The organism is Paenibacillus sp. FSL R5-0908 (assembly GCF_038006245.1).
Classification (GTDB): domain Bacteria; phylum Bacillota; class Bacilli; order Paenibacillales; family Paenibacillaceae; genus Paenibacillus_AQ; species Paenibacillus_AQ odorifer.
Map to the genome: position 1 here is coordinate 4,867,502 of NZ_JBBOUV010000001.1, position 18,303 is coordinate 4,885,804.

The 18,303-nt window shown below is 39.6% G+C and carries 20 protein-coding genes and 1 pseudogene; 6 read left to right on the forward strand and 15 right to left on the reverse strand.

Features of this window, described 5'->3' with window-relative positions; translation table 11 throughout:
- Positions 1–10: 10 nt before the first annotated feature.
- The 3 genes from MKZ09_RS22155 to MKZ09_RS22165 form a co-directional block, all read right to left on the reverse strand.
- The gene (locus MKZ09_RS22155) at positions 11–1,519 is read right to left on the reverse strand and encodes a hypothetical protein (RefSeq protein WP_076201514.1); all 1,509 of its coding nucleotides are present in this window, start codon (positions 1,517–1,519) and stop codon (positions 11–13) included.
- Positions 1,516–2,589 (reverse strand): Wadjet anti-phage system protein JetD domain-containing protein, encoded by a 1,074-nt coding sequence (locus MKZ09_RS22160; protein ID WP_076201511.1) that lies wholly within the window; start codon positions 2,587–2,589, stop codon positions 1,516–1,518. Before MKZ09_RS22160 ends, MKZ09_RS22155 begins: the two co-directional genes overlap by 4 nt.
- Positions 2,590–3,099: 510 nt before the next feature.
- A complete protein-coding gene (locus tag MKZ09_RS22165) occupies positions 3,100–3,480 on the reverse strand; it encodes a GNAT family N-acetyltransferase (protein WP_341041291.1) in 381 nt (126 codons plus the stop codon).
- Between the two features lie 404 nt (positions 3,481–3,884).
- Here MKZ09_RS22165 and MKZ09_RS22170 point away from each other — a divergent pair, with 404 nt between their 5' ends.
- Positions 3,885–4,697 carry an undecaprenyl-diphosphate phosphatase gene (locus tag MKZ09_RS22170; protein ID WP_036688882.1) on the forward strand — a complete coding sequence of 271 codons (813 nt, stop codon included), beginning with the start codon at positions 3,885–3,887 and terminating at the stop codon, positions 4,695–4,697.
- 70 nt (positions 4,698–4,767) lie between these two features.
- Here the strand turns inward: MKZ09_RS22170 and MKZ09_RS22175 are convergent, their stop codons facing one another.
- Genes MKZ09_RS22175 through MKZ09_RS22185 form a run of 3 tightly spaced genes read right to left on the reverse strand, consistent with a single transcriptional unit; the run spans position 4,768 to position 6,685 of the window.
- Positions 4,768–5,361 (reverse strand): hydrolase, encoded by a 594-nt coding sequence (locus tag MKZ09_RS22175; protein WP_076201506.1) that lies wholly within the window; start codon positions 5,359–5,361, stop codon positions 4,768–4,770.
- Between the two features lie 50 nt (positions 5,362–5,411).
- Positions 5,412–5,744 carry a chaperone CsaA gene (csaA, locus tag MKZ09_RS22180; protein ID WP_076134367.1) on the reverse strand — a complete coding sequence of 111 codons (333 nt, stop codon included), beginning with the start codon at positions 5,742–5,744 and terminating at the stop codon, positions 5,412–5,414.
- Positions 5,745–5,779: 35 nt separating this feature from the next.
- Positions 5,780–6,685, reverse strand: a complete 906-nt coding sequence (locus MKZ09_RS22185; protein ID WP_076201505.1) for a DMT family transporter — start codon at positions 6,683–6,685, stop codon at positions 5,780–5,782.
- Positions 6,686–6,833: 148 nt separating this feature from the next.
- On the opposite strand from MKZ09_RS22185, the gene MKZ09_RS22190 reads away from it, so the two are divergent.
- Both MKZ09_RS22190 and MKZ09_RS22195 read left to right on the forward strand, forming a co-directional pair.
- Positions 6,834–7,724, forward strand: a complete 891-nt coding sequence (locus tag MKZ09_RS22190; protein ID WP_076201504.1) for an AraC family transcriptional regulator — start codon at positions 6,834–6,836, stop codon at positions 7,722–7,724.
- 293 nt (positions 7,725–8,017) lie between these two features.
- Positions 8,018–9,073, forward strand: coding sequence for an ankyrin repeat domain-containing protein (locus MKZ09_RS22195; protein ID WP_076201502.1), 1,056 nt, complete (start codon positions 8,018–8,020; stop codon positions 9,071–9,073).
- Positions 9,074–9,143: 70 nt separating this feature from the next.
- Here the strand turns inward: MKZ09_RS22195 and MKZ09_RS22200 are convergent, their stop codons facing one another.
- Complete coding sequence (locus tag MKZ09_RS22200; protein WP_232061537.1) at positions 9,144–9,224, reverse strand: YjcZ family sporulation protein; 81 nt, start codon at positions 9,222–9,224, stop codon at positions 9,144–9,146.
- Between the two features lie 267 nt (positions 9,225–9,491).
- Between MKZ09_RS22200 and MKZ09_RS22205 the strand changes: the two genes are divergently transcribed.
- Together MKZ09_RS22205 and MKZ09_RS22210 are read left to right on the forward strand one after the other, a co-directional pair.
- The gene (locus MKZ09_RS22205; RefSeq protein ID WP_076201499.1) at positions 9,492–9,917 is read left to right on the forward strand and encodes a MarR family winged helix-turn-helix transcriptional regulator; all 426 of its coding nucleotides are present in this window, start codon (positions 9,492–9,494) and stop codon (positions 9,915–9,917) included.
- A 79-nt stretch (positions 9,918–9,996) separates the two neighbouring features.
- On the forward strand, positions 9,997–11,415 hold the full coding sequence (locus MKZ09_RS22210; RefSeq protein ID WP_370511155.1) for an MDR family MFS transporter: 1,419 nt from the start codon (positions 9,997–9,999) through the stop codon (positions 11,413–11,415).
- A gap of 69 nt (positions 11,416–11,484) precedes the next feature.
- Here MKZ09_RS22210 and MKZ09_RS22215 read toward each other — a convergent pair whose 3' ends face one another.
- The 7 genes from MKZ09_RS22215 to MKZ09_RS22245 form a co-directional block, all read right to left on the reverse strand.
- Positions 11,485–11,958, reverse strand: a complete 474-nt coding sequence (locus tag MKZ09_RS22215) for a GNAT family N-acetyltransferase (protein ID WP_076201493.1) — start codon at positions 11,956–11,958, stop codon at positions 11,485–11,487.
- 40 nt (positions 11,959–11,998) lie between these two features.
- Positions 11,999–12,268, reverse strand: a complete 270-nt coding sequence (locus MKZ09_RS22220; RefSeq protein ID WP_076201491.1) for a hypothetical protein — start codon at positions 12,266–12,268, stop codon at positions 11,999–12,001.
- Between the two features lie 93 nt (positions 12,269–12,361).
- Positions 12,362–13,015, reverse strand: coding sequence for a DUF421 domain-containing protein (locus tag MKZ09_RS22225; RefSeq protein WP_036688901.1), 654 nt, complete (start codon positions 13,013–13,015; stop codon positions 12,362–12,364).
- A gap of 123 nt (positions 13,016–13,138) precedes the next feature.
- A complete protein-coding gene (locus tag MKZ09_RS22230; protein WP_076134360.1) occupies positions 13,139–14,377 on the reverse strand; it encodes an ATP-binding protein in 1,239 nt (412 codons plus the stop codon).
- 460 nt (positions 14,378–14,837) lie between these two features.
- Entirely contained in the window at positions 14,838–15,437 is a 600-nt protein-coding gene (locus tag MKZ09_RS22235; protein ID WP_076201488.1) for a chorismate mutase, read from the reverse strand.
- Positions 15,434–15,874 (reverse strand): 3-hydroxyacyl-ACP dehydratase FabZ, encoded by a 441-nt coding sequence (fabZ, locus tag MKZ09_RS22240; RefSeq protein WP_341041297.1) that lies wholly within the window; start codon positions 15,872–15,874, stop codon positions 15,434–15,436. The genes MKZ09_RS22235 and fabZ overlap by 4 nt, the downstream gene beginning before the upstream one ends.
- 315 nt (positions 15,875–16,189) lie before the next feature.
- Entirely contained in the window at positions 16,190–16,510 is a 321-nt protein-coding gene (locus MKZ09_RS22245) for an antibiotic biosynthesis monooxygenase family protein (RefSeq protein ID WP_076134357.1), read from the reverse strand.
- 134 nt (positions 16,511–16,644) lie between these two features.
- Between MKZ09_RS22245 and MKZ09_RS22250 the strand changes: the two are divergent.
- Positions 16,645–17,538: pseudogene (locus tag MKZ09_RS22250) on the forward strand (LysR family transcriptional regulator).
- A gap of 209 nt (positions 17,539–17,747) precedes the next feature.
- Here MKZ09_RS22250 and MKZ09_RS22255 read toward each other — a convergent pair.
- Positions 17,748–18,155, reverse strand: coding sequence for a transporter (locus tag MKZ09_RS22255; protein ID WP_076201483.1), 408 nt, complete (start codon positions 18,153–18,155; stop codon positions 17,748–17,750).
- Between the last annotated feature and the right edge of the window lie 148 nt (positions 18,156–18,303).

An 18,303-nucleotide genomic window follows, 5' to 3' on the forward strand; every position in this document is an offset into this window, starting at 1 on the left:
TAGTAACTTCTCACCTCTCCACGATCGTAATCATATATGGACTCATATCCAGACCAGAACACCGTACCCTTGAGGCTGGTTCTGGAGCAATGCTCGTCCGCAGCGTTTTGCCGCGTAAACTCTCCAACAGAAGATCTTCTGCAAGTACATATTGGATTAGCTGTTGGCATTCATCAGAAACGCCGCTACCACCTTCTGATGCCTGTTCCTGCACTAAAATATCTGTATGAAAAAACTGCACCCACAGATCAACAGCATCCGGTGTGTTTGCCCACCCTGTTAGTTCTTCGGCGGAAAAAGCGTCAGCAGTAAAGGTAAAGCTTCCCTGCTTAGCCAAGGCAGCAAAAACTGGCTTCCACAGCTCTACTACTTTTGCCCATGGAATACCTTTAGGAATATATTGAACAGGCTCTGTGTCCACCTCATCTTCGAAATCATCCATTACTAAGTCGGGGATAAACCCTACCTCTTGTTCCTCCCAAGCCCAAGGAAGCGGATAAACGAAGTCCTGATTCGGAGCGAATAATCCGCTGAGCAGCAGTTCAAGACTGTCACCGCTTGGCAGGCCCTCTTCTTTCACCCATTCCTCCCATACGTGAGTACGAAAGTTAAACCCGGCTGCTCCCCAGAATAATTCAGGGAAGTTCAACCTTAAATTGGTCTCCATCTCAAAAATATTCAACACTACCTCAGCCAGCTCATCGTGTACACGCCTAGAAAGCTCGACTCGTTCAGAGAGAATACGGATCTCATTGAAGTCGATCACGTCTTTCTCATCATTGGCCAGCCGGGCCAGAGAACGGTGAATACTGTCAAAATGTTTGCGTTCCTCCTCGAACTGATGATGAATCTCTTCGAGTCGCTGATGCCGAGCCACTCCGAATTCACTAAAAATATGCTTCGGATTGCGGCGTAACGCATTGCGGTATTCTTGCTGTTGCTGGGTCATCTTACGGACACGGGAGATCAGTTCATTAACATCCTGAAGAGCCCGTGTTACGCGCCCATGCTTAATATGCATTTGAATCTCGAGCAGTTTGATGCTGATCTGAAATTCATCAATAATCTCATGGCTCATAAAAATGAGCTCCATAGCATATTCAGAGAGACGATAGATGGTTCTGCCGTTCTCTTCCCAACTGCTGCGAGTCGCATCCTCGTCCACCGTGAAATACTTATATTTCTGCACAGACATTTGCCGGGTCACATCATCATAGAAAAAGGATTCGAAATCCCCACCATTCCCGCTCCATAATAAACCGTCCACGAGACGCTCTACGGATTCGGTAGTCCCAAGATTGGCGATATTAAAACGTTCCAGCGCAGTCCAAGTAAGCTCAATAATATCCTCTTTGGATCTTCTCTCATTCGATTCTAGCTCCAGATAATAGACTTGCAGCAGAACGCTTAAAGACACCATTTCTTTGTAAGGTTGGATTTCGCCAAGGTTCATGCCAGCCCCCAAATTCCACAGGGGATTCAATCGTTTGTTTCGTTCGCCAAAATCCGACCAATTCATCTTTCTGCTAACCTCGCCATCACTTCATAATTTAAAATTTCCTGCGGAACTCTCCGGTCCTCTTCCAGCAATCGTTCCATATATAACTTTAGTTCGGGATAATTAGAGAATTCTTGAAGTACATTGTGTAAATGATCTGGGTTACAACTCTGGGGAACATTATACATATACGGTTCCTCAGTCAGTTTCATCATCTGCTCATAAATAGGGAGTGCCAGTTTAAGGTTTAAATCCGGATAACTAACCTTTAGTTTACCGTATATGTCCAAACCTGCTTTATCCATATCCCCGACATATAACAAGCTGGTTTGAAGGGGGTCAATATCCAATTCTTCAAGAAAGAGTAGGCTACTATCAATCTTCCAACCTTCACCGTAAATTAGCATGTCTGGAAACAGACCACAGATCTTCTTTTCACTAAGCATTAATCGTTTGGCTGAATGGAAAAATGACTTATTCTCCACAATAAGAATATTCCGAACAGGAACTAATGATCTAAAGTAAATAAATGGCTCCCTTGCGTTTACACTTTTTAAACTTTCCAGTGTAAGTTTGAGTCTAGTAAGAAATTGTTTACCTTCAGTTTCGGAGAGCCACTTCTCCTTACCAAACAGTTCCAGTGACCTTTCTTCTATTGTAATGATTTCGCGATCCTTCGCCGTACGCAAAAAATTGGATACCTGCACAATCTGATCCCAAACCTCTTGTGTCTGAGTTTCAGGACGAATCAAGTAATAATGAAGATCTAGTAGATTCTGTACCCTTAACACGGCTGAAGGATCCCACCCCACTTGAGTTGAAACACTCTTATTTAACCAAAAATATGTATACATATAAGGCTGTTTAGAACTCATTGGACTGGACTTCACCGGTTCTAAGAAACCTTCAGCAACAAGCTCGTTTATACTATCCGCCAAAACACGAAATCCTCCGGCCCATAGATATTCTTCCTGTGTTTTATATGCAGAACTAATGACTTCTTGTTCAATGCTGTTAAGATTTATTTTTCTTCTTACTGTACGGACAGTTCCGTACTTATTCTCCAACAAATTAATTATAATTACTCTCAATTCATCACCCTCACTAAGAGAAATAAAACCCCTATACATCCTGTATAGGGTTCTGAAGCACGGGAATATATGTTTCTATTATAACAATCCTTCTAAGGTTATGCTATTTTTGTTAAACAAAATAATAGATTCTATTGCTTACACTTTCCTATCAAAAAAGAGGCTATACTACGGATTTTCACTTTAACACATAGACTATTTACAGTGTTAGGTATCGGCTATAATATAATTAGGGAAAAACTCCCTGAAAACAGTAGATATTCGCTCTAAATAATCAGAATTAGGGAATTGCTCCCTAAAAATCGGGGCAATCTCTTTATTTTACACCAAAATAGCTAAATAATAGGGATGTTTTCCCTAATTATTAGCCGGATGACAAAAGATCACAGAATTACAGGGAGAAATTCCCTGATTTTTCTGTTGAAGCTTCATTAACCCTTATAGACTAAGCAAAAAAAGGCTGTCCCAAAAGCCATGAATTGGCTGAATGGGACTGCCCTTTTTTATTAACTACTCGGCAACTCCTGGCGTAAACGCCATACAATACTGCTCAAGTGTGCTATTAGGTAGAGAAATGACCTTAACCGTACGGAACTGATAATGCTCATAAATGGGCAAATTGCTCGGTGTCTGTGTCTCTAACGTACATAACGTATTGCTCATACGACATTCCGCGAGTAGCGGTGTCATGATTTTTGATACATATCCTTGACCTCGATATTGATCCTGCACTGCAAGCATATCCAAATGTTTAACCTTCTGATCCCCAAACATTGATAACCACAAGGAACTCATACTACGCAAAATAGATAAACCACGTATAAATCCTCGTACCCCAATGATTCGGCAAATCGGTAATGACTTAATTATCGCAAAGACAATCTGTTTCATATACCTGACCTTCGAAATCACTGTCCCTGTCTGACGCTCCGAATCGAACACTAAAGCCACTGCTTCAAAGTTAGTAGAAGTCGTTAGTAAATCCGAATATGGATACAACATCTCAATGTAACGATGAAAAAAAATATTCAACACGCGTAATCGGGTTGATTCATCAGGCAAGATATACTGATATAACGGATCATTTTTGGCAAATGCTTCGGCCAGAACACTGGCTGCTCTTGGAATATCATGCTGCTGAATTTTTAGTAATGTACTACAAATAGTTCCACCTCATTTAATAGTCTTATGAATTAGTATAACTCGTCCAATTGAATATGGCACGATGGTTCTATTGTCATTTCTTTATTGAATACGATATGATTGAAAAGATTACAAAAATACTGGGAGGTAAAATGGAAGATATTATACTGTGGCTTAAATACTTGTTTCTAGGGTTTGTTCAAGGGGCAACTGAGCCAATCCCCGTCTCTTCGAGCGGCCATTTGATCATCGCACAGAAATTGCTAGGCTTAAAACAAAATGGGCTATCATTTGAAATCTTAACAAATACGGCTTCACTAATTGCGATTTGTTTTATTTTCCGCAAAGATATCGGAAGATTGATCACTGGATTCGTTCAATTTATTCTGACCCGCAAAGAGGAATATAAGTCGGATTTCCTGTTCTCTTTGTACATCATCATCGGTACCTTGCCTGCGGTAATTGTTGCCTTACTCTTCAAGGATCAGATTGAGGATATCTTCTCGTCGGTTCATACCGTATCCATCGCATTGCTTGTTACAGGCGTAGCTTTATGGTTGATCCGTAACCTTCGCGGCCGTAAACAAGATGGTGACTTAAAAGCGAAGGATGCTGTTATAGTCGGACTTGCCCAAGCAGTCGCCCTTATTCCTGGGATAAGCCGCTCTGGTGCAACTGTCATCTCTTCCATCGCTGTGGGAATGAAGCAAGAAACTGCTTTACGCTTTTCTTTTATGCTTTATATTCCTGTCAGTTTGGGCGGACTCGTTATGGGCGCATCTGATATTGCCCACGATCCTAACCGCTCGCAGCTAGCAATTCCATACTTGATTGCATTTATTACTACACTTATCGTTACTTATTTCTCCATGCGCTGGTTTATGGGGATTATGGCTAAAGGTAATTTGAAGTATTTCTCTTATTACTGCTTCTTAGCTGGGATACTTCTCCTCATCTTTATGTAAGACATAACTTCAATTAAAAAACCTCATGACAATCTCTGAGATCACAGAGAGAGCATGAGGTTTTTTCATATTATTTCAACATGGCTATTACTTCATCGCTCGACCGGATCTTACCTATGCGAGGGAAGATAGTTTTGCATACATAATCATGCTCTTCTTTAGCCATGGCGGTCATAGCGTCTTCTACAAAAACTTGATGATAACCAAGCTGATAAGCTTCTCTAGCAGTAGTATCCACACCAATCGAGGTAGAAATACCACATAATACGATCGTGTCTATTCCGCGGCGTCGTAACTGCAAATCAAGATCTGTACCGAAAAATGCCCCCCACTGCCGTTTGGTAATCAGATGTGCATTTTTGACATTCGCTAATTCTGGTACGATGTTGTCCCAACCTTCTGGATAGATCACGGAGTTCATTTTCAAATCAGATTTAGGTTTAAGCATATCTTGCCCATCTAGCCATGATACCCTCACCAGAACAACAAATCCTCCTTTCTCCGTAAAGGATTGGGCTAATTTGCTGGAATTCTCAACCACCTGAGTACTTGTATGCGGGCCTTGCTTTGGACTGTGGACAATTCCTTGCTGCAAATCGATCACGACTAGCGCCGTTTTACTTGCCTCAATACTTTCAGATGCTAAGCTTGTTAATTCTTCCATTGTCTTCTCTCCGATTACTATCAATTTTTGTATACTACAATTACCCTATATTACCCAATAGGTGTCCCATTAGGTAATTTAATATCTGGCTTCAAGAGGACTACATCCCCTTTATCCGGTATTCCTCCAAGAACTAATACTTCTGATTGGAAACCCGCAATATTTCGAGCAGGAAAGTTAACTACCCCAATGATTTGTTGCCCTACAATCTCTTCAGCCTTATATCGTTTAGTAATCTGTGCACTTGATGTTTTGCTTCCGATATCTGGTCCAAAATCAATTTGGAGTTTAATCGCAGGTATTTTTGCTTTTGCAAAAAACTCCGCTTTAATAATTGTTCCAACACGAACATCAAGTTTCAAAAAATCATCAATAGTTACCATTTGCCATCCCCCTATACATATTTCCGACTACTCATTTACTTATTTTGAATGTTGTACTTTAAAGATTTCGACCAAAAATACATTCCCATACCGAGTAAGGTTATTATGCCGCCTAAAAACTGGAATAATGATATAGTTTCCCCTAATAATAGATATGCAAGGACTATAGCAAGAACAGGCTCACCAATAATCCCAACCGAGACAGTAGTTGCTCCAATCGACTTTAACAAAAGGTTAAAGATGTATTGACCAAAAATAGTTGGAATTATTGCAAGAAGCAAAAAATAAATCCAATCTGATGAAGCATAATTAATTAATGAGACATTATTTATCAAATTGTACACGAGCATAACAGTACCACCAATAAAAAAGACGAAAATGCTGTATATATTTGCATTGATTTTGCCGCTTACTTTTTGCCCGGCCAACAGATAGACTGAAGCGCAGAATGTGCCAATTAACGATAAAGCATCGCCGATTAGTGCATCTTTCGAAACCCATATGTCTCCCCATGCAATAACAATCGAACCTAAAAGAGCAACAATCAGGCAAAAAACGGTTAGCAGGTTAACATGTTCTTTGAATAAAAAGTAAGACCCCATCATAACAAATAGCGGCTGTAACGATAAGATCACCATGGAGCTTGCAACTGAAGTATAGACCAATGATTCCATCCAGAATAAAAAGTGTAACCCTAGAAATAGGCCGGATAAAACAACGATGGCCCAATCTTTTTTATTCATCTCAGCAGAACGAGCCATTTTCCCAGATGTAAAACAGAGCATGATGATTACAGAAATAAACAATCTATACATCCCGGCCACTGAAGTAGGTGTATCTGAAAGTTTAATCATGATTGAAGAGATAGAAACGGACAAAATACTGATAAATAACAGAATAAACGGATGAAATAGTATAGGCGGTTTATTTGAACTAACCATAGTTCCTCCAAAATGTGTGACAATCCCTGTGCACAGAATTGTATGATAAGTCTAGGCTGGATATAATAATATCACCATCAGGGTCTATATTGTGCAACTATATCTTTAATTTATATAGAAATATCGTCAAATAAGGAGAATAAGCACTTTGAAAAAGCAATTACACGAATCCATTCAATTTCCTGATGATGCATTTCCATACATCATGTACACTCATACCAATTACGAATCTATTCCTAATGGCAGAGGGGTTAACGATCTACATTGGCACCAAGAACTACAAATTACTTTAGTGACCAAAGGGAAACTAACCATACAAGTCAACGGAATCAATTATGATCTAGAAGCAGGTCAGGCCATCTTTATTAATAAGAGCGTACTTCATATTGTTACGTACCTTAACCAAGAGGGTGAATATGTTAGTTTTAACTTCCCAGAGAAGTTACTCGCTTTTTATTCTGAAAGTGCAATGGAAAAAAAGTATGTACTTCCGTATACCAATTCATTCTTGTTAAGTTTAGAAATCAAAGGAGATAAGGACTGGCATAATCAAATCCTACAAATTCTTTGGGATATGAAAAAAGAATTTGAATCGAAAAAAAAATGGGGATGGGAGTACGAAGTTTCTATCAAAACTGTCCAGTTATGGTTAATCCTTATATCAAATTTTTCTCTATCCTCTGAGGAATCGTCTAAATATAACAGACTCCAGCAAGAGAGACTACAATTAATGCTTAGTTTTATTCACAAAAACTATTCTAATAATTTGACATTGAAGGAAATAGCAGATACAGCATATCTAAGTGTATCGGAGTGCACTCGAGGTTTTAAGAAAAGTATCCATATGACTCCGTATTTCTACTTAATTAAATATCGCATTAATAAAAGCTGTGATTTGTTAATAGCAACTGACTACACGATAACTGAAATCGCACAGCGAGTTGGTTTCAATAACGCAAATCACTTTATTCAGTCTTTTAAAAAACACTTAAACATAACTCCTAAGGAGTTCAGAAAAATTAGAAATGAACGAACTTAAAAAACAACAAAAGCAGAGTCGATCGCTTTGTCTGACTGCCTAGTGTTAGCGTAATTTCGATGTCCTTCGTAAATCTCGAATATATTTCCAAGACACAAGCTTAATGTTTTTATTTTCTAATAGTCTATGATTCGAAATCGACATATAAACGATATCCCACTCTTTTCCAATAAAGTTACGTTTATATCTTCAACCTTTTCGTCCTGCATGAATTAGTGTTCAATTCTCCTATATGATAAACTTGCAAGAAGTTATCTGCTATTTATCTATTAATAAAGGAGCGGAAAAATGAGATGGGCAAAAAGAAAAAAACATTACCCGCCAATTTTGCCGAGCTGGTTAAAACGAATGATATATCTGTTTTAAAAGAGGTATTTGAGCTATGCGAATGGGATGCCCGTGGGGGTTACAGCAAAGGTACCGCCCTCAGCTTCCGGCAAATACCGGATGAAATGGTTTCCTGGCTTGTGGAGCAGGGTGCTGACATCAACGCTGCCGACAACTATAAGCGTACCCCTCTTCATGCTCAGGCTGCAACCTGGTCCGGAAATGTCCCCTTACTCCTTGAGCTAGGTGCAGATATGGAAGCTCTGGATTACCAGAATGAGACACCGCTGCACTCAGCAGCAGCTTCTTACAAAACAAAAGTAGTGCGGGATCTGGTGGAACGCGGTGCAAATGTCCATGCAGAAAATAAGCGAAAAAACACACCTCTCGCCAAAGGATTATTACAATGCCGGAATATCGATATAGTTCACATGGCAGAAATCTCGCGAATTATGCTGGATGCAGGTGCAGCAATTACGCCGGAGATGAAGGAATCCGTGCGGCGTATCGGCAAGGATTTTGAATTCGTCAGAACAAATTACAATAAAGATCGACTGGATGAAACTGCAAATGCTCTCCTGGAGCTGTACCGGCAATTTGATGTTGTGCCTATAGCGAAACTGGAGAGACATGACGGAATTTCTCCCATCAAGGTAACGGCAGACGCATGGCCCGCACAGCACCAAGAGCTGTGGGATTTTCTTGTCCCTGCTTCAGGACATGCGACAACGGTGCAGGGTGAGGTTATCCGCATCACAGGGCGGGTGTCTCATGAAATCCTTAATAATGGCGGAGGAAACTGGGATGCCGATTACCGTAAAATGCTGGATGCACTGATACGGCATTTTAGCACGGGCACGCCTTTAACGCCCGCCCTTCTTCAAGAGGCAGCTGCACTCGCCAAGCGGTTCCGCAACATTGCTGGCAATGAGCAACCAGCCAGATTATGCGAGCTGGCGGTGCAATGGGTACTTGCCAATCCTCAGCCCATTTCTATGACACAACCCGATTATTCCCGTTAAGTCTATCCTGCTAAAGAAAACAAAGAAACGCCCCGAAGAAAAAAACTTCGGGGCGTCGATTTACATAATTCTAGATCCAACAAGTTTTAAGGATAATGACGAGAAGAATGTAAAGCACAAGAATCGTACCCGTTGATGTCCAAGGATTAATACAAACTGGAGCCTTTTTTTGTTCTTGAACGCCCCCAACACAGTTATACCCCATTTAAATCCCTCCCTAATTATTTTTTTTTTAATTTCACAACAGCATATGACTATGTATCATCAAATGATTGGGCATTAAACAACTTTACCGCTTGTATCTAAGCCTATGATTTTATTCATTTTCTTTAACTTGACAAGCATCCATAACTTTATGCTAATATAGACAAATCAATAACGTTGATATATCATCTATTCTTCAATTAGGAGAGATCATATGGATTCAAGAGAACCTTTAGGTTTGGTCATTCGAGATTTGCATTTAGAAATAGCAAATTATTTAACAAAGTTACTTGCTCCTTTTCGACTTGCACCTGAACAGCATCTACTTATGGCTCTGATGCTTGAGAAAGAAGGTCTATCTCAGAACGAGATTGCTGCTAATCTTGGTAAGGACAAAGCCAGTGTTGCTAGAATGATCGCCAGCTTAGAGAGCAAAGGTTACATACGCAAAGTAACAAGTGCGCAAGATCGCCGGGCGGTAAATGTATATGTAACAGAAGAAGGACGGAAATTAGAGAATACTATAAATGAGGTGACGGTCAATTTAAACGAAATTATCGAGTCAGGATTATCTGCTTCAGATTACTCAACGTTAAAGACTTTGCTAACACATGTGCTGAATAATGTAAGAGGTGCTTAAAGCATTTCTCTCCCCCTTATAGTTGATATATCATCTATCATGCAAAAATAATACGAATCAAAATTCTGAAAAGAGGTTCATCATTATTATGGAATCATCATCAACTGTTCAAGTTAAACGTCCAGCCCTCATGGCCTTCTCGCTTATGTTAGGTGCATTCGTCGGGCTATTTAGTGAAACCGCCTTAAACATGGCTTTTACAAATTTAATGGATGAATTTTCAATCAACGCCTCAACGGTTCAGTGGCTAACCACAGGATATTTACTTGTATTAGGTATCCTCGTTCCAATATCCGCCCTATTAATGCAATGGTTTACCACTAGACAATTATTCACCGCTTCCTTGCTATTTTCTATTATCGGTACATTAATTGCTGCCCTCTCCCCTAATTTCAGCTCATTATTAATTGCACGATTAGTGCAAGCCTTAGGGACAGGCTTATTGCTTCCATTAATGACCAATATTATTCTTATTATTTTCCCTGCACATAAACGCGGAACTGTCATGGGAATGATGGGACTCGTTATTATGTGTGCACCGGCCCTTGGACCTACTCTATCTGGTTTAATTGTAGATCATTTTGGCTGGGAGTATATCTTTTGGATAAGCTTACCTTTATTGTTATTTACATTAGGTTTCGGATTAACATTCATCAAAAATGTAGCCAACATCACAAAACCTAAAATTGATATTTTATCCATCTTGCTTTCTACTCTTGGATTTGGTGGAATCGTCTTTGGTTTTAGTAACTTTGCTGATCATTCTTTGAGTGAAATCATTGTTTTGCTGCCTCTTATTGTTGGTTTCATCAGCTTAATCTTGTTTGTATTACGGCAATTTAAATTGGAAACCCCAATGCTGAATTTACGGGTATTTAAATATCCCATGTTTACGATAGGTCTTATAATGCTCTTTTTAGGAATGATGATCATTTTATCTTCTGCAATTTTATTACCTTTATATTTAAAAGGAGGTTTATTGTTATCGGCCACAATGGCTGGTACTCTACTTCTTCCAGGCAGTGTTATTAACGGGGCTATGGCTCCAGTTACGGGTAGAGTATTCGATAAATACGGTCCGAAATTATTGCTGCCGCTTGGATTTTTTATCGCAACCATTGCTGGTTTTCTATTTACAAGAAACTCTACTGAAACCAGTAGCCTAACCTTTATATTAATACACTGCGCAATGTTTATCGGATTAGCAATGGTCATTATGCCCGCTCAAACCAATGGGTTAAATCAATTACCTGTGAAATACTATCCGGATGGGGCTGCTGTTATGAGTACACTTCAGCAAATTGCAGGTGCTCTTGGTACAACGTTCGCTGTTACGCTAATGTCTAGCGGACAAACACGATTCGCAAACACACATCCAACCGCTGCACAGCCTGAAATATTAACCGCTGGAATTACACATGCTTACTTATTTATCGCAGTAATTGCAGGTATTGGATTTATTATATCGTTATTTGTGAAGCGTATTCGAGTGTATTGATTTGTATGTTAAAAAGACAGTGGGCATGAACTGCCCGCTGTCTTTTTTTTAAAGTATAACCCTAAGGCTTTAACTCATATGTTTTTCATAAAAAACTAATGTTAAGTTGTCATTTATTTTTTTGGTTTCCCCCGTGCTTCTATACCCTAACTTTTCATATAAATAGCAATTCCTTTGCTCTTGTATAATACTATCCAGCTCCCATTTCTTTGCATCTTTATATCTCTCTTCAATGATTGCGAAAACCTGCTGGGCAATCCCCTTTCCATGATGTTCTGGCAATATAAATATGATGCTGACCCGATAAGTTTTATTATCCTTTTTAACGATGCGGACACCGCCCACAGCAATATCCAAATACTTAATCATATAATTATCTGCAAAAGACTGATTAATTCGATCCCTGATTTGTTCCACAGTTTCATTGGCTGGGCTGGTTTCATAATCTTTATATTTCTCCAGCAATGGCATAAAGGCTTTAACTTGCATTTCGTGAATAAACGCTGCGTCGCTCGCGTCTGCTTTACATAAAGAAATCTCCATAAAGTTATACCCCTCCGAAAGTTAGTAAATATATAAGCTGTCAGATATTCTTTTTATCCTCCGGTTTAGAAGAATCTCTAAAAGAGCCCAAGATCCCCGTAAACAGTCCAATTAATCCAATAAAAACGCCTATCCCCTGACCACCCTCATAGGCTAATATCACAACTACTCCAAACAATGTAATGTGAAGACCAAAAAGCTGAGTTTGTAGGACACCAGGCCGGATAAAATCTAATAATGCTCCTGCGTGAAACATTACAACAACTAGCACAATTAGAGCGGTTAAGATCCATAATCCTAAACTAATCATCCTTACCTCCATTAAGATTTATTATTCACTAGGCACTCCTGATTTGAAAAAAGACACTTGAGCCTCCCGGCTCCAGCGTCTCATCTTGTTGATTTATGGTCTGTTTTTGGGAAGGATATAGAGCGTTCCGTCTTCTTTATATTCAGCATAGGCAATATCCTCAATGTAATTATAGCCCTGCTCTCTGACGCGTTCCTGAATCTGCTCCTTGTTCATCGATCTGCCCCGCATGGACTCTTCCAGTACCCTGCCTTTATCAATAACTGTTATGGAAAAAGCAGAAGACTGCTCAGCTTCAGACTTGCGCATAACCGATAGAGAGCCGTTCGTTTCAAGCAGAGCATACCGTACTTCACTTAGGGAAAAGATATTTTGTTGCCTCAGCATGAACAATAGTTGGGTATACTCAATATCGTATTTCTCCAACAAATCCTGATTCACTTTGCCATCGTCAATTAGCAGCACTGTCCGGCCTTCCGCCATGTTCCCGAATTTCACAAAATGGGTGGTCACCTTTTCGAACAAATAAGATAATGCGGTCCAAACAAAAAGAGCAAACAGCAGATGCCAGATCTTCACCTCATCATCATATATCGTATTGCCGACAATTTCACTTAAAATCAATGAAGACAGAAAATCGAGTGGTGTCAATTGACTAAGCGTCTTGCGGCCGGTAATAAAGGTAATGATCCACAAACCAAAAAAGCTGATGACCAATTTGACGCCTATAGTTACAAATATCTCCATTGCTGCACCTCCAGATGGGACTCGCACAGGCTCGTTGCCCTTTTTACACGAAATCCATTCATGAAAGGTATTACACTCTCCTAGTGGGGTATAAACAGCAAAAGATACTCTCTGCAATTGCCGTTATGTTGGGATAGTTATAAGGAACGTTGTCCCTTTGCCTTTTTCACTATCGACTTCAATAGTTCCTTTCACTTTATCGACGGTACTATAGACCATAAGCATACCCAACCCCGTTCCTTCTGCTTTAGTCGAATAATACGGTTTACCGAGTCGCGATATTTCATCTTTAGTCATGCCGACTCCGTTATCTTTGATACTGATCATAATATTCTGTTTTTTCTCAAATATATCGATAAATAGCGTTCCGCCATCGGTTTCCTTCATCGCTTCTATACCGTTTTTATATAAATTAATAAGACACTGCTGAATCTGGTTCCGGTCATAGTTTTTATTTAACGAATTATTAAAACTAAATTGGACATCTACTTTGTGCATAGTGGCATAAGGCATTATGATATTTTTAGTATATTCTGATTCTGCCTTCATATTGGAGTAAACCATGTTTTCAGATTGTGGCTTGGCAAAGGAGAGATAATCACTTACAATTTTTTCTGCTCGCTGTAGCTCTTGTAGAGATAACTCTACAAATCCCTTTTCCTCTGGCGTCATCGATTTAGATTTATTTAATAGCTGCAAAAAACCACTAGTCACTGTAAGTGGGTTTCTGATTTCATGGGATACACTTGCCGCTAGCTCGCTGACGACATTTAATCTTTCCGATTGGACAATCCGTTCCCGATTTTTAATATTGGAGATAATTTTCTCAATCAAAATCATAATGACACTCATCACCCCAACATGAGTTGTCAACGCATTTAATGAAAGAATCCAAAATTGCCTGTCTAAGGAATCCTGAACAAAACCTAAAATTAACAGATAAACCCCCATAATTAGCAAAGCAATCAGACTTGCCGCAATCACACGGCCCTTCGAGGGTAATTTTAAAAATCTATTTTTATATAACGGCACCAAAATCAGAATCGCTGTCGCAAATAGAAACGAATAAAATACGCCACCTCCACCCACATAGAATCTGTAAGCATTCAAAATAATATATAGAGGAAGAACGTTCCTATATCCTCCAAACAGTGCCACAATTATAAACGGAATGTACCTTAAATCAAAAATATAGCCAATTTCAAGTCTGATAGGTTTTGCAATACAGAGACTCATGGTCACTGCTGACATAAAAACGAGAATCAATCTATTGTAGGAATAGGCCCGATTCTCAAAGAATATTAGAAATGTTAATACTGGAAAAAGCAAAAACAAAAAATTCAAAAGTAGGGTTTCAAACAAGAGATGACTTCCTTTCAGCCTTTTGCTGCGTAAATGAATATATTCAAGGTTATATTAAGAGTTTTAGATCATTACCTAAGCTAACATTATAAGTCACAGTATTGACTATACACTATGTATTTCTCAACCATTTTTCAAATAATCCCAAAAAATCATACTATAGAACCACAATTAGCAAAAAAATACAGACATCTGAAGTCTGTTTGGGGTCATCAATTTTCGTATTCCTGAATATCTATTTTTTAAACTGTACCTTCGTAGTTTTTATGGCTGGAAATGAATCATTGAATTTGTTTTACACAGAAAACAGCCATCCCCTCAGGATGGCCGGTTTTTATTTCACTAAAAATCCGCTAACTGTGATTTGGAGCGGAGCCAAACTAACCTCGCTCGGATCTCCACTTTTGATAATAGCAATGGAGGCAGCTATAAGCAATATTTTCCGGAGAATAAATAAGTACTACAGCCTAAAAACAATTCGATTTCCTGTCTCATTGTTCTTGAAGGGTTTACCATATTCCCTGAACTCTAATATAACACCTGAAGGATCGTCAGAAAGCGGTGGAGAAATTACGTAATTATAGCAAGCTTGTCCGGTTGAACTTCCGCCATTCATCATTCGACTATCATATTCTTCTCCTATAAACAGCTCGAAAAAGCTATGGTTATGAGAATTTGTTGCAAGCTCAGTTGTCATGTCCCAATCTATATTAAGGGTGACCACACTAGCATTACTGTATTGGCGTATAGAGGTCAGTGTATAAAAAAACTCATCTTTCTCAATTGATTTAAGAACTGCAATATGTTTTCTAAAATCAATTGGCTCAACCATCGGCTTAAAATGCTCTTCACTTAGCAGCGTCCCAAATACCGCTTTCAAAAAATCCTCATAGAGCTCATAATTTTCTGCCCATTTAGAGATAGATTCAAACGGTGGGAATCCTGGATTATTATTCGAGATTTCCTTTCGTTGCTTGATCAATGCACATATTTGCTCGTCAATATCCTTAATTTGCAGATCGTAATGTTCGGTTGGTCGTACAAACGGCATCCTTTTCATTTTGAACCTCCTTTTTGCACAAATGCAAAAGAAATCTCAGCTTCACATACCAGCTCACTATTTACTGTTGCGGTGCCTTTGCCATTTACAATTTCACCTTTCATCCGATTGACTTCGAATTTGAGAAGAAGCTGATCCCCAGGTGTTACTTGGCGCTTAAAACGGGCATTATCAATGCCAACTAATAACCCTATCTTGCCCCTCAGCTTCTCGTTTTTGCACATTGTGATTCCGCCTACCTGGGCTAATGCCTCCACAATTAAAACACCCGGCATAACAGGATGCTCAGGAAAATGGCCGCTTAAAAACGGTTCATTAATGGATACATTTTTAATACCTACTGCTCTTTTGTTCTCCTCCAACTCTATAATTCTGTCCACTAAAATAAACGGATACCGATGAGGAATAAGTTCTACAATCTGCTGTATATTTAGCATAATTCCCGTCTTAGCCTCCTAAAATACTTTTTGGGTAATTTTAACATTAGAAGTGATTTTGTACTACTCAAAAATACCCAAGTAACTGACCTATAACATCAATTCTGTAGACCCTAAAAAACAATGGCAGCCCTGGACTAGTAAATAAAGTCCACGACTGCCGCTTTTTATTGATCTACTGTATCCTGGCTTAAGATTGATTCAACTCAATTAACAAACACCTGCGTCTTTCTCCCTGCTTCAATTCGTTCAGTGAAATTTCCGCCAGTGTATTCTTCTATTACCTTTTTCCAAAAGCGTTGTGCGGGCTCGTTATTATCTATTTGGTAAATACTCTCTTTCAACTTTACAAATTTTTACTTTGTAATTTAGGTACCATTCTTTCTTACCTTTCTCCTGAGCAACTTTGTGAGATTGATGTTGTTTCCAGTTACTAATCGCCTCCAAGCTCTCCCAATAAGAAATCGTAATACCCGCTCCTGAAGAATCCCTGACACTTTCCACTCCTAAAAACCCAGGTTGCCCGGACGCAAGCTGCTCCATTTTTTCAGCCATAATGTTATATCCGTTATCCCCCTCCGTACGTTGACTCGAAAATATGACTGCATAATAAGATCCGTTTGATTCATGAACCATTCCGCTCAAACTCCCCTTTAATCGTAGATGTTTTTATATAAAACAGATTATACTATTATAATTAAGATAAAAATAATGAATATTAATTATTAGTTTAATGAATTTTTTTCATACATTATTGAGGAGAGAAATATATGAATCTTTTAAAATATCAGATTTTCAGTAAGGTAGTTGAGATCGGCAGCATTACCAAAACAGGAGAGATATTGAATCTAACACAATCAGCCATCAGTCATGCGCTTTCTAGCTTAGAAGCTGAATTCGGACTGTGTCTTCTCATAAGAAACAGATCGGGTATCCGGTTAACCAACGATGGCGAACGTATAATCCCACATATCAGAGAAATCCTCCAACTTAATGAAAAACTCAATCAAGAAGTAGCTGCATTAAAGGGTGTCGAAATCGGAACTGTGAAAATAGGCACTTTCTCTAGTGTATCGATCCAATGGATGCCCCAAATCATTAAACAATTTCAAAATCAGTTTCCACATATTGAAATAAAACTACTTGATGGTAACTACTCTGAAATAGAAGAATGGATTGCTGATGGAACTGCTGACTTGGGATTTGTTAATCTGCCTACTCGAGATGCTTTTCATGTGGTCCCTCTTCAAAAAGATAGGATGGTCTGCATTATGTGGCAGAATCACCCACTCGAGCGCCAATCAACCATCCGCCTTGAGCAATTGATTGATGAACCTTTTATCATGCCCATTGCGGGTTGTGACACCGATGTAAAGCGAATTTTCTCGCAAAATAAACTCACGCCCACGATCAAATAGGAATTAGAAGATGATCATGCCATAATCGCCATGGTAAAAAATGGTTTAGGGTTAAGCATTCTCCCCGAAATGATTTTGTCACATCTCCCCGACAATGTATGTTATCGCCCATTGGAAGGCGAGTATTATCGTTCTATTGGTATTGCAGCCGCCTCCATTAAAAATGCCTCTCCAGCGGCAAAAAAACTAATTGAATTCATAACACAATGGATCACCCAACGTGCCCAGCCCTCCGCATTACCGTGATTTATGATATGGCTCAACGCGCTGTCTGTAACAGCAAGCTTTAAGGCTATCCTTCGTAGAGTAGTCCTTTTTTTTATCCAGCATTGACGTTAGCGTCAGGGGAAACGATTCTTTACTATGTATCTTTTGCGTAATTCACAACTCCCGGGACACGATAATTTGTACAACATAGAGAACAGCCTGCTGGCTGTTCTCTATCGCTGTCTGCCTTAGAAGCACGTGAACGAGCTAATCCGATTCAAATCAATGCCGAAGTACGACCAGAAAAAACCGTTCCATCTGAACCCTGCAATAGAATTACGTCCGACGAATACCGGAAAGAACCAGAATTGCTCGCCGTTGTTCAGCCAAATGTATGTGTTGCGGAACAGGCAACGTCTGATCCCGCCGGGATCAATGGCAAATGTGGTGGATGACATTTGCGGCACGAATTGCGGTGGAGGAGCCGTCGGCGCTTGAACGCCTCCCGGTGCACCCCCCGGAAATTGTCCGGGGGTTCCACCCGGAAACCCTGGTCCCCCTGGTCCTCCTGGTCCTCCCGGCACGCCAGGTCCGCCAGGACCGCCTGGGAATCCTGGAAATCCCCCGCCAGCTCCCGGTGTTGGAAAAAATCCCATATGTGATCGCTCCTTTCAATGAGTAGGCATAATCATCATATGCATTCGCGGAGAGAGCGCTTGGGCGCAATAGGCGTTTTTCTAAAAAATGAAAATCAACAATAAGATCTAACATAGGCACTATCAGAAACCTAACTTGCCTCTACTT

Excerpts from the sequence above, each read along its gene's own strand:
- MKZ09_RS22155 (WP_076201514.1), bottom strand. The coding sequence starts at position 1,519 with ATGAATTGGTCGGATTTTGGCGAACGAAACAAACGATTGAATCCCCTG.
- MKZ09_RS22165 (WP_341041291.1), bottom strand. The coding sequence starts at position 3,480 with ATGAAACAGATTGTCTTTGCGATAATTAAGTCATTACCGATTTGCCGA.
- MKZ09_RS22170 (WP_036688882.1), top strand. The coding sequence starts at position 3,885 with ATGGAAGATATTATACTGTGGCTTAAATACTTGTTTCTAGGGTTTGTT.
- MKZ09_RS22175 (WP_076201506.1), bottom strand. The coding sequence starts at position 5,361 with ATGGAAGAATTAACAAGCTTAGCATCTGAAAGTATTGAGGCAAGTAAA.
- csaA (WP_076134367.1), bottom strand. The coding sequence starts at position 5,744 with ATGGTAACTATTGATGATTTTTTGAAACTTGATGTTCGTGTTGGAACA.
- MKZ09_RS22185 (WP_076201505.1), bottom strand. The coding sequence starts at position 6,685 with ATGGTTAGTTCAAATAAACCGCCTATACTATTTCATCCGTTTATTCTG.
- MKZ09_RS22195 (WP_076201502.1), top strand. The coding sequence starts at position 8,018 with ATGGGCAAAAAGAAAAAAACATTACCCGCCAATTTTGCCGAGCTGGTT.
- MKZ09_RS22205 (WP_076201499.1), top strand. The coding sequence starts at position 9,492 with ATGGATTCAAGAGAACCTTTAGGTTTGGTCATTCGAGATTTGCATTTA.
- MKZ09_RS22215 (WP_076201493.1), bottom strand. The coding sequence starts at position 11,958 with ATGGAGATTTCTTTATGTAAAGCAGACGCGAGCGACGCAGCGTTTATT.
- MKZ09_RS22220 (WP_076201491.1), bottom strand. The coding sequence starts at position 12,268 with ATGATTAGTTTAGGATTATGGATCTTAACCGCTCTAATTGTGCTAGTT.
- MKZ09_RS22225 (WP_036688901.1), bottom strand. The coding sequence starts at position 13,015 with ATGGAGATATTTGTAACTATAGGCGTCAAATTGGTCATCAGCTTTTTT.
- MKZ09_RS22235 (WP_076201488.1), bottom strand. The coding sequence starts at position 15,437 with ATGAAAAGGATGCCGTTTGTACGACCAACCGAACATTACGATCTGCAA.
- fabZ (WP_341041297.1), bottom strand. The coding sequence starts at position 15,874 with ATGCTAAATATACAGCAGATTGTAGAACTTATTCCTCATCGGTATCCG.
- MKZ09_RS22245 (WP_076134357.1), bottom strand. The coding sequence starts at position 16,510 with ATGGTTCATGAATCAAACGGATCTTATTATGCAGTCATATTTTCGAGT.
- MKZ09_RS22255 (WP_076201483.1), bottom strand. The coding sequence starts at position 18,155 with ATGGGATTTTTTCCAACACCGGGAGCTGGCGGGGGATTTCCAGGATTC.